We start from the raw sequence: 10472 nt of genomic DNA, 5'->3' as shown, positions 1-10472 counted from the left end.
GCCCAACGTGGTGATCAAACGCAACGGCTTCGCGGACTTCTGGTCGACGGTGCGCAAGGTCAGAGTCTTCGACGCCGCCGGACACGTCTCGGCGAACAGGTACGAACCCGCCGTTGAGACGGCCGCGGAGCGGGAGGAGCGTTTGGCCGCAGATCCCGATGTCAACGAGAAGCGAGATGCCCGGAAGGCGAAGGCTTCGGCTGGTCCCGTCGTCGACGACGACTTCGGCTTGTTCGGTGCGTTGCTCGACGAGGAGCCGCCGCAAACCCACCCGGCGACCACCCCGGAACGGTTGAGCGGTCTGCTATCTGGGTTGGAGGTCACCTCCACCTGGGCGGACACCAAGTCAGGCGGCAGCCACTCCGACGTCGAGCAGGCGTCGAGCACGTCGACATCGGTCGACGATTCTGCCCCGGCCCCGCGGCTGCCTGCCCGATCGGGACCGAACCTCGTCCTCGGCGGAATGGACGTCGTCGAACGCTTCCATTCCGGGAATGAAGGCCTCGACCAGATCCGGCGACTGGTCACCCAACACGGCGGCGAGAAGACGTGGGATGCCAACCGCGAGCGCCTGACGGCGTTGTTCGCCGATGACGGGCTCAAGCCGAAGGTGCCCGGCATGTTGCGCGGCGGCAAGCCCGTGAGCCAGGTGGTCGAACTGGGATCCGGGCGAACCCTGAGTATCGACCTGCGGCTGGACGGGTCTTCGGCCGCGTCCTCGCTCGAGTTCAAGGACAGTGTCGAGGGCTACGAGTTCGAGCACAGCTCCGACCCGAGCAGCGTCGTCGGTTCGTTCGACGAGGGCCGTCGAACCTACGTCGCCGGTGCCCAGGCCAGCCTCACGCACGCCAACGCAAGCCACACCACGGGATTGTTCGGGGTGCGCGAGCATCAGTGGTCGGAGTCCACGCAGCGGACCGACCGCCAGATCAGTGGAGGCCAAACGGTCGAGCCGGCTACACGCTTCGCGGGCCGCATCCAGGCCGTCGTCTCCTACCGGTTAAGCAGTCCGGTGAGCCGCGTGACGGGCACGTCCGATGAGGGCGGTAGTCTGCAGGCGTTCTCCTTCCACACCGAAGTGGCGGTTCCCACTCGCGCGGTCACCGACGCGGCCAACCCCGCCGCGGCATCCGATGGTCCACCGCGGGTGACGAATTCACGCGCACTGACCGGCTCCGACGTGGTGACCAACCTGCAGTTGCTGCCCGACGGCATGGGACCCCATCGTGGTCCGAAGTCCACCACCGAACTCGTGTCGAGCCCGGCGATGCGTACCGCATTCGAGTCGGCCTACGGCCCGCAGGCCGCCCGGGCGATGACCGAGGTCGACGAATGGCTGAGTGTCGAACTGCTGCAGGCCAATCTGCACGGGATGACCAACAAGCAACCGCTCGTGCACCATCTCGAGGGCATTCCCGGTGCCCGGGTGGAGGTACACGCATTCGTAGAATCGCTCGGCACTCCCTCGGATGCCACGCCGGCATTCGGTGAGCAGCCCCCGAACTCTGGGAACCCACGAATGCGCGCCACCGGCGAGACGAGCAAGACCGAGTTCCACCACGGCACCGAGACCGATTCGGCCCGGGCGCGGCAGGACCAAACTACCTACACCGCCCAGCTTCCGCTCCCGGGTCGCAGTCGCGGGCAGGGCGGGACGCCCACCGGAGAAGTGGTGGGAGGCTTGGACGGTGGGCTGAACGTGGGGCGCAGCACCAACGAGGTAAACGTCTCGCAGTTCCGCAACCGCAGCACGCTGAAGAATCCGGTGGCGGGTCAATCGTGGAACGGGCAGGTCCGGTTGCGGTTCGTCATGCATGCCCCCGACTCGATCTCACCCACCCAGCGCAACGGTGCCTTCAAGGGCGCGGTGCACGAGACCAGGGCCGAGTTCGATGCCCTGATCGAGAAGTCCGAGACCACCCCGACCACGAACTACCGCGGCACGGAGGTCCATGCGCCACCCGCGCGCATCTGGGGTCGCGGTGGGCCATCCGCGGAACGCAATTCCACGACGCCCCGGGCACGTTGGCAGTTGGGCAGCCGACCTCGCCCGGTCGTGACGAACGACTCACCCGTGCGTCGGGAGCGTGGTGTGGCCGCCGAGCCGCTGGCCGGGCTGGGCAGCATGGATCGGGTCACCAACCTCGATCTGAGTGGATTCCACGGACTGCTGGATTCGATGGGACACCGGGCTTTCGGTAGCAAGTGGAAGGAGGTCCGCCCGACCGTTGCGGCTTCCAGCCACCTGAATCGGATCCGCAGCGGACTGCCGGGAATGACCCAGCACAGTCCGCTCACCACTGCCGAGCTCTCCGGACCTGGATCCTCGAGCACGCTGGCGCTGACCGCCGACATCGAGAACCTGACCTACCGCCGCACCATCGACAAGGTCTTGTCGTCGCCCAGCATGGAGAACACCGAGGGGGCGACGACCACGACGATCAGCACCAAGCAGATCTCGGGGCAGGCCGCGCTGGGTGGGCGCGGCGGTGACGTGGCCGGCGGTCCGGTGCTCGGCGAGGTGATCGCCGGAGCCAATCAGACCGTGCGGGAGGGCAACCGGGTCCGCGAACAACAGCGGGTGGTGGTGGCGACCAAGTTCGAACAACCCATGGCGATCTTCGACGGCTGGGTCCGCATCGACGGCACGATGACCGGCTCGAAGGCCACCGTCCACGAATCGGGTCTCTTCCCCATCGAAATCGCCATTCCGCTCAGTGAATTGCAGGGCTCGCGCACCCATGACGCGGTGCTGCCACCCACGTTCGACAGGTCCCACCCCGCGGGATTCGTGCAAGCTCAACCCGGCGAGCGAAGCGGCGGGGAGGCACGCGGGGTGGCGGCCGACGGCGGGCGGGCGACGCCGGAGCGTGCGCCGCTGGCGTGGACGCCGCCCACCGTGGCGAGTGAACCCCCTTCGCCCCCGGCCCATGTGCTGCTGCAGACGTGGCACCCGACGGACATGCTCGTCGGCCTCGACCCGGCGAGTGGCTTGGTGGAGGCGATTCGGGCCGACCTCGGGCCCGCCCTTGGCAAGGACGTCGACAAGGCCATGGTGGGGGTGACTCAACAGTTCGGCCCGCAGCTGTTGCAGACCCGCCTGGCCCACCAATCGGGCCAGCAGTGGAGCCACGACATTCCGGTGACCGGCGGCAAGATCACGGTCAAGGTCAAGGCAATTCGAGAGGCCAGCGCCGAATACGTCGGCCCGTCAACGAAGTTCGAGACCGATCTGTCCGTGGAGTCGCAGTCGTCGACCGCACGTTTGCAGGACGACCTGACCCGCCACGTCGAGGGAGGGCGGCTCGTCGTGCCGTTCCCGCACGGCTCGGCATCGGTTCAGGTCACCCACAGCGGTTCGGTACTGCCAGCGGACGCACCCGCAGCCAGCGGTGATCTCACGACCCCGCGCGCCGAGACCACGGTCACCGATACCGAGCACCGGGTTCCGACGCGGGTGAGGACCACTGAGGCACACGAGCTCTTCCGGCAACCCATCCGATTCGAGATCAGCTACGAGAAGCACAAGGGTGCCCGGCTGCTGTCGAAGGTGCCCGAGAACCCGGCGGACGTGCGCATGACCGGTGTGTTCTCCTACCCACAGGTGGCGCCCGCCGCCGACACCGCGGCCAGCCGCCAACCCAGTTCATCCGCGGACGGTCCAGGCATCCGGCTCGAACCCGACCATGTCGTCACCGAGGTGCGCCCGCCGGCGCCTCGACAAGATGCACCTCGGCAAGCTGCGCCCGCCCCGACCCCCACGCCCACCGAGGACGCGATGGCGGCACACGTGCTCGATTCGATGACCGAGCAGGGCCGAGAAGTGTTCGGCGACGATTGGCAGTTGGTGCGGGCCGAACTCGCCCCGCACGTCAACACCCGCGCGCTGCACGGTGACCTGGGTTCCTACAGCCGCAATGGTGAGAGGGCCGTCGAGCTGAAATCGGTCAGAGGCGCCAAGGTGGTGCTGAGTGCGCGGGTGGACGACATGACGCACCCGACGCCAGGGACGGCGCGCGAGGCCGAGTTCTACACCGGCGGCCAGACGATCCACACCACCACCGACACCAACACCAAGACCGACAACTGGCAGGTGACGCTCCAGGCGCAGGGCACCGTATTGCCCGTCGACGTCGGGGTGAACGCCTCTCTGCTGGGCCGTGTCGACGTCAACCGAGCCACGGACAGCAGCGCTACCCGGACCAAGAACTCGGCCACCGGCGACGTGTTTCGCAAGAAGGCGGCCTCCAACGTCCAAGCCGGCACGGCCACGGTGCGCGCCAGGATGAGCCGTCCCACCGGGCTGTTGGGCAGCGGAGGAACGCTCGAGCGCGACGGCGCGGCCAAGATCGACTTCCGGACTCGGCAAGCAAGTCCCGATGCCGAGCAGACAAGCTACGAACCGCGGCCGGAAACCCTCGCCGGCGGCCCCAACTCGGACGCCCCCGACGCTTCGACCGACGGGAGCAGTCAACGAGGGTTACCGCGAGGGGCGATGGTTCGCAAGGTCGTCGACGGCGACCAGTTCCGACGCCGAACGCAGGACAACCTCAAGGCGCCGGTGAGCGGGATCGCGGCGTCGCGACTGAGAGATCAACTACCCGCGGCGCTCAGCGACGTCAAGTTGCAGCGCCACCTGCCTGCGATGACGCGCGGCGAGGAAGTCGAGCTGTTCCGGGATGGTCCCCTGCGGGTGACCGGCCATGCCGACCTGATCGGGCTGAATCGCACCGGGGTCGAGAGCCAAGGCGGGATGACCAACCTCCTCAACGAGGTCAATCAAGGTGATTCACACCAGGATTCGTCGGCATGGGAGGCGGGTCCCCGGTTCATGGCGGGCCCCCACGGCAACCTGGGCGACGTCTTGCGCGGGAACGTCATGTTCGGTGGAGGCGCGTTGGGCCGTAGCCGTCACGGCACCACCTACGGGCAGAGCGCCAAGGTGTCGGCCAACGCGAAGTTCGCCGGCTCGCATGCCGTCTTCGACGGCGCCGCAACGATCGTGCTGACCGTGCACGACGGCGACACCTCGCACACGCTGTCCGGGGTGGACGTGCACGGGCCGATGCTGATCCCCACCTCCAGCCTCGACCGGGTCGAGACGCCTTCTGCACCAGCAGATCTCGACCCACTACCGCCGCCGTCTGCTCCCCGCCCACCGAATGAGCCGCCCGCGGTCGGCACCGGTGCGACCGGGGCCCGGTTGACGTCGTCGACTGGACCTTCCGGCGAGCCCGCCGGATTGCCGATCGCCAGGAGTCGCCTCCTACACCGGCTGTTCGGTCGGAGTCGAGGTCCGACCGCCGCGCCTGCGAACGGCACCAACCTGCTTCGTCCGGCCACCGAGGGCGATCGTTCGACCACCCCGCACGGACCGGCACCGGTGATCGAACTGACTGGGCTCGGCGCAGGTCCGAGCCTCCAGGGGGCACTCGACGACGCCTTCGCCCGGTTCGGCGAACAGGACTCCCGTGCCCCCGACGACGCCGATCGCGGTGACGCGAGTTGACCCGACGCGCTGCGCTTCGCGCCGCCCGTGGCGCGGGGCGCCGAACGCAATCTACGATGGGCGCGTCAATGACGTCGATACGTATGTCGATACGCCGTTTACGACGTACGCCCACCGGCGGTCAGCACTGAATCAGGCGGTGACGGACGATGCAACCTCCCGATGACGGAGGCAGGCTCGGCAACGGGACGATCCAGCTCCGGACCACCGAGCGTGGCCTCCCGATCGCGCTTGCGCTTGCGCCGCAAGCACTTTCGGTTCCACCCAGCGAGTTGGCGCGCCGCATCCTGGCGCTGTGCGAGGTTTCGGCACGCCGCATGCAGGTCGCGCGGCGGCGCGAGCTCCTCGCAAGCGGCTGCGCTCCCGACGTGGTCGACAGCCTCAACCTCAGCACCGAGGAGGAACTCCGACGCGTCGAAGGCGACGTGCCCGCAGTCGACACGGGCGAGGAACACGACGAGCTTCCGGAGACCTGGCTGCGAAGACTGTGACGAGACGCGTTGCCGTTTCGGGTAGTCAACTCCTCCGAACGGTGTGACGAGAGTCTCGGACGTGGGTCTGACAAGTACGCCCGTTCCAAATTAGGCTTGGCTAACCTAATGCGGAAGGGCAGGTCATGAGGCAGATTCGAGTCGCAGTCGTCGGCGCAGGCCCGGCAGGCATCTACGCCGCCGACACTCTCACCAACGACTACGAAGGTGCCCGAGTCGACCTCTTCGACCGGCTGCCCGCGCCGTACGGCCTGGTCCGCTACGGGGTGGCGCCCGACCACCCGCGCATCAAGGAGATCATCAAGGCGCTGCGCCGGGTGCTGTCCCGCGACGAGATCAGATTCATCGGGAACGTTCACTACGGCACCGACATCAAGCTGTCGGACCTTCAGCACTTCTACGACGCCGTGATCTTCTCCACCGGCGCGAGGGCCGACCGGGATCTCGACATCCCCGGCATCGACCTGCCGGGCAGCCACGGCGCGTCGGACTTCGTCTCCTGGTACGACGGGCATCCCGACGTGCCGCGTGACTGGCCGCTCACGGCGAAGAACGTCGCGGTCCTCGGCGCGGGCAACGTCGCCCTCGACATCGCCCGCGTGCTCGCCAAGCCCGCCGACGAGCAGCTCACCACCGAGATCCCCGGCAACGTGTACCGCGGCCTGGCGCTGAACCAGGCCACCGACATCCACGTCTTCGCCCGCCGCGGACCGGCGCAGATCAAGTTCACCCCAATGGAGTTTCGCGAGCTATCCCACTCGCCGAGCGTCGACGTCGTCGTCCACCCCGAGGGCTTCGAGATCGACGAGGCCAGTCAGGCGGCGATCGGCAAGAGCAAGTCGACCAAGCTCGTCGTCGACACGTTGATGCGGTACCTGGAGAAGGAGCCAACGGGCGCCCCGCATCGCATCCACATCCACCTGTGCCAGGCACCTGTCGCCATCCTCGGCACCGACCGCGTCGAGGGGCTGCGCACCGAGCGCACCGAGCTGATGGGCGACGGAAACGTCAGGGGGACCGGTGAATTCATCGACACTCCGGTCGAAGCCGTGTACCGCGCAGTGGGCTACATCTCGTCGCACCTCGCGGATCTGCCCTTCGACCACGGTGCAGGCACGGTGCCCCACGACAGGGGCCGCGTGCTGGACATGGATGGCGTCATGATGGAGGGCACCTACGTCACGGGGTGGATCAAGCGCGGGCCCATCGGGCTGATCGGCCACACCAAGTCCGACGCCGCCGAGACCGTCACCAGCCTGCTCGCCGACCTGCCTGGCATTCAGCCGCCCGAGAATCGCGACCCCGACGCGATCCTCGCCCACCTGTCCGGCAACGGGATCGACTACACGACCTGGCAGGAATGGGAGCGCCTCGACGCGCACGAGATCGCGCTCGGTGCCGAACAGGGCCGCGAGCGCGTCAAGGTCGTGCCCCGCGAGGACATGATTCGCGCCGGACGCCCCCAGTGACCGAGCGATTTGTGCACGCTTGACCGCGCTCACCGCGGGTAAACGTGCACGAATCGCAGGCTACGAGAGGTCGGCGGACACCTCGAACGAGGCCCGATCGGCGCGGTAGACGTCCCTGGCGAACTCGACGCGGCGACCGTCGGCGTCCAGCGTCGTGCGGGTCAACAGCGTTCCCGCCGAACCCGGCCGGACGTTGAGCTGCGCACTGGAGGCGTCGTCGAGCACGATCGACTCCAGCACGGCGGTCGACCGGCTCAGCGCAATGCCATACCGGTCGCGCAGCGTCGCCCACAGCGAGCCCTCGTCGGCCAGTTCGAGGATGCCTGGGGTCAGATCGGCGGGGAGGAACGTCGTCTCGAGCGCGAACGGCACGTCGTCGACCGTCCGCAGTCGATGGAAGACGTGGACCGCGGCGGTGTCGTCGAGTTCAAGGGCCAGCCGGACCGACGGCGTCGGATCCTGATATTCGGACCACAGCAGTCGGGCGGCCGGCTGACGGCCCTGCCGGGCGACCTCCTCGGAGAAGCTCCCGATGTGGAACCGCACCCGCGGTTCGGCGACGAACGTGCCCCGCGGCGGCTTGCGGTATACGACGCCCTCGTTCTCAAGCAGAGAGAGCGCCTGTCGTGCCGTCATGCGGCTGACCTGGTGCTGCTCGGCGAGTTCGCGCTCCGAGGGCAGCAGCGTGTGCGGCCCGAGCTGCTCGACGACGATTCGGTCGCGGACCTGGGCGGCAATCGCGATGTAGCGCGGAGTGGCCGGGGTGTTGCGGTCGACCCGCGAGGTGGTCACCCGTCGAGCGTAGCCGGGTAAGCCCGCTCGCCGGGGGACCAGTTGGTATAGACCAGGGTTGGTAAACAGTGCGTTTCTGGGGTTGACCACGGGACCCGCCGCTCGCATACTTTGGTCCAACCACATGGTCTATACCAACTGGAGGGTCCCGATGTCCGAGCCGCAGCCCGTCACCCGAGGGGTGGGTGACGAAGCCGAACTGGCCCAGTTCGGCTACAAGCAGTCGATGGAGCGTCGCACCGGACGGTTCGCATCCTTCGCGGTGGCGTTCGCCTTCGTGTCGATCGCCACCGGAATCTTCACCACCTACGGCGCGGTCCTGAACTCGTCGGGCCCGGTCGGCATCTGGACGTGGCCCATCGCCGTCGTCGGCCAGCTGGCGGTGGCCCTCGTCCTCGGCACCATCGCGTCACGCATGCCGGTGACCGGGTACGCGTACCAGTGGATGTCACGGCTGGCCAACCCGGTCCTCGGCTGGATCATCGGGTGGATCTCCTTCACCTTCCTCGCCATCGTGGTCGTCGCCGTCGACTACACGATCGCCTCGACCGTGTTGCCGGTGCTGCTCGACTACGAGGGCACCGCCGCCATCACGTGGGCCGTGACCGCATGCGTGCTGCTGGCGCAGGCCACCCTGTTGGCGTTGTCGACCAAGTGGAGCGAGCGCGTCAACAACGGCGCCGTGTCGCTCGAGCTGATCGGCATGATCGCCCTGACCGTGCTCTTGCTCGTCGTGGCCGCGGTCCGAGGCGACATGGATGCGGGCAACCTGTTCAGCAAGGGTGCCGTTCCCACGGATGGATCGATGGGGTTCTGGAGCTTCGGCGACTGGACGTCGGCTGGGCCGTGGATGCTCGGCTTCCTACTCGGCGCCTTCACGATCGTCGGCTTCGAGTCCGCCGCCAACCTCGCCGAGGAGACCAACGATCCGGAGCGGGTAGTTCCGCGGGCCATGTGTCAAGCCGTAATTGCCTCGGGTGCACTGGGATTCGTCTTCCTCATCGCCGTCACCCTGGCCGCGGGTGACCCCGTGGCCCTCGCCGAGTCCGGCACGCCGATCGCCGACGTCATCAAGCACACCCTCGGCTCCGCGGTCAGTACCCTGCTGCTCCTCATGGTAGTCATCGCCATCTTCGCCTGCGGCCTGGTGATCATGATGACCGGAGTTCGCTTGACGTGGGCCATGTCTCGCGACGAGCGCTTCCCCGGCTGGCAGCAGTGGAACCAGATCTCCCCGACCTTCCACACCCCGCTGCGGGCCACGGTGCTGTTCGTCGTCCTTGCCGAACTGATCCTTGCGATCTTCTCCCAGTCCGAGACCGCCCTGTTCACGTTGTTCGGCGCCGCGACCCTGCTGCCCGCCATCATCTACGCCTCGACGGTGGTGTTGTATCTGGCCAGGCGCAAGCAGCTGCCCGTCAACGGCAAGTTCGACCTCGGTGCGTGGGAGAAGCCGGTCCTCGTCGTCGCGGTGGTCTGGCTGGTGTTCGAGCTGGCCCTCTTCCGCGATGCGAGCTTCAAGGACGCGTGGCTCTATGTCATCGTGATGGTCGTGATCGGTGCGAGCTACCTCGGTTATCTGCTGGTGCGACGCGGAGCCGACGGCTTGGCCATGCCGGACCAGCATTCGATCGACGCGGTACTCGACCACGAAGCAGGCAGCAGGAGGCCATGACCTACGTACTGGCCATCGACCAGGGCACCTCGGGGACCAAGGCGATCGTCGTCGACGGCGGCGGGCTGGTGGTCTCCATCGCAGAGGTCGCACTTCGGCCCGACTACCTCCCTGGCGGCGGCGTCGAGCAGGATCCCGAAGCGCTCTGGAACTCGGTGGTCGACGCGGGTCGCCAGGCGCTGCACGCGGCGGGCGTGCCGGTCGCCGCCGTCGCGCTGGCCAATCAGGGCGAGACCGTCCTGGCATGGGATCGCAGCACCGGAGCGCCGCTGACACCGGCGATCGTCTGGCAGGACCGCCGCGCCGAGCCCATCTGCGCGGACCTCTCGTCGGCGGCCGACGCGATCGCGGCCACGACCGGACTGGTGCTCGATCCGTACTTCTCGGCGCCGAAGATGGCGTGGATCCGGGCCAACCTGACCGGTGCCGGCGTCGTGACGACGACCGACACCTGGCTGGTGCACCGGCTGTGCGGCGCGTTCGTCACCGACACGTCGACGGCCAGCCGGTCGCTGTTGCTCGACCTGGATGGGGCG

The 10472-nt window shown here is 67.8% G+C and carries 6 protein-coding genes; 5 read left to right on the top strand and 1 reads right to left on the bottom strand.

All coding sequences use genetic code 11. The features are described from left to right. Positions 1-10: 10 nt before the first annotated feature. From ABW137_RS08630 to ABW137_RS08620, 3 genes are all read left to right on the top strand, one after another. Entirely contained in the window at positions 11-5509 is a 5499-nt protein-coding gene (locus tag ABW137_RS08630) for a hypothetical protein (RefSeq protein ID WP_526398886.1), read from the top strand. Between the two features lie 149 nt (positions 5510-5658). Continuing rightward, on the top strand, positions 5659-6000 hold the full coding sequence (locus ABW137_RS08625; RefSeq protein ID WP_526398884.1) for a hypothetical protein: 342 nt from the start codon (positions 5659-5661) through the stop codon (positions 5998-6000). Between the two features lie 125 nt (positions 6001-6125). Then, a complete protein-coding gene (locus tag ABW137_RS08620) occupies positions 6126-7469 on the top strand; it encodes an FAD-dependent oxidoreductase (RefSeq protein ID WP_526398882.1) in 1344 nt (447 codons plus the stop codon). Positions 7470-7529: 60 nt separating this feature from the next. Here the strand turns inward: ABW137_RS08620 and ABW137_RS08615 are convergent, their stop codons facing one another. Then, on the bottom strand, positions 7530-8261 hold the full coding sequence (locus ABW137_RS08615) for a GntR family transcriptional regulator (protein WP_526398880.1): 732 nt from the start codon (positions 8259-8261) through the stop codon (positions 7530-7532). Positions 8262-8412: 151 nt separating this feature from the next. Between ABW137_RS08615 and ABW137_RS08610 the strand changes: the two genes are divergently transcribed. Both ABW137_RS08610 and ABW137_RS08605 read left to right on the top strand, forming a co-directional pair. Beyond that, on the top strand, positions 8413-9936 hold the full coding sequence (locus ABW137_RS08610) for an amino acid permease (protein ID WP_526398878.1): 1524 nt from the start codon (positions 8413-8415) through the stop codon (positions 9934-9936). Then, positions 9933-10472: FGGY family carbohydrate kinase (locus ABW137_RS08605; protein WP_526398876.1), on the top strand; the 540-nt coding region annotated here is incomplete at its 3' end. The genes ABW137_RS08610 and ABW137_RS08605, both read left to right, overlap by 4 nt.

Source organism: Mycobacterium sp. (assembly GCF_040509115.1).
Taxonomy (GTDB): Bacteria; Actinomycetota; Actinomycetes; order Mycobacteriales; family Mycobacteriaceae; genus Mycobacterium.
This window is presented reverse-complemented; position numbering and strand designations above follow the sequence as displayed.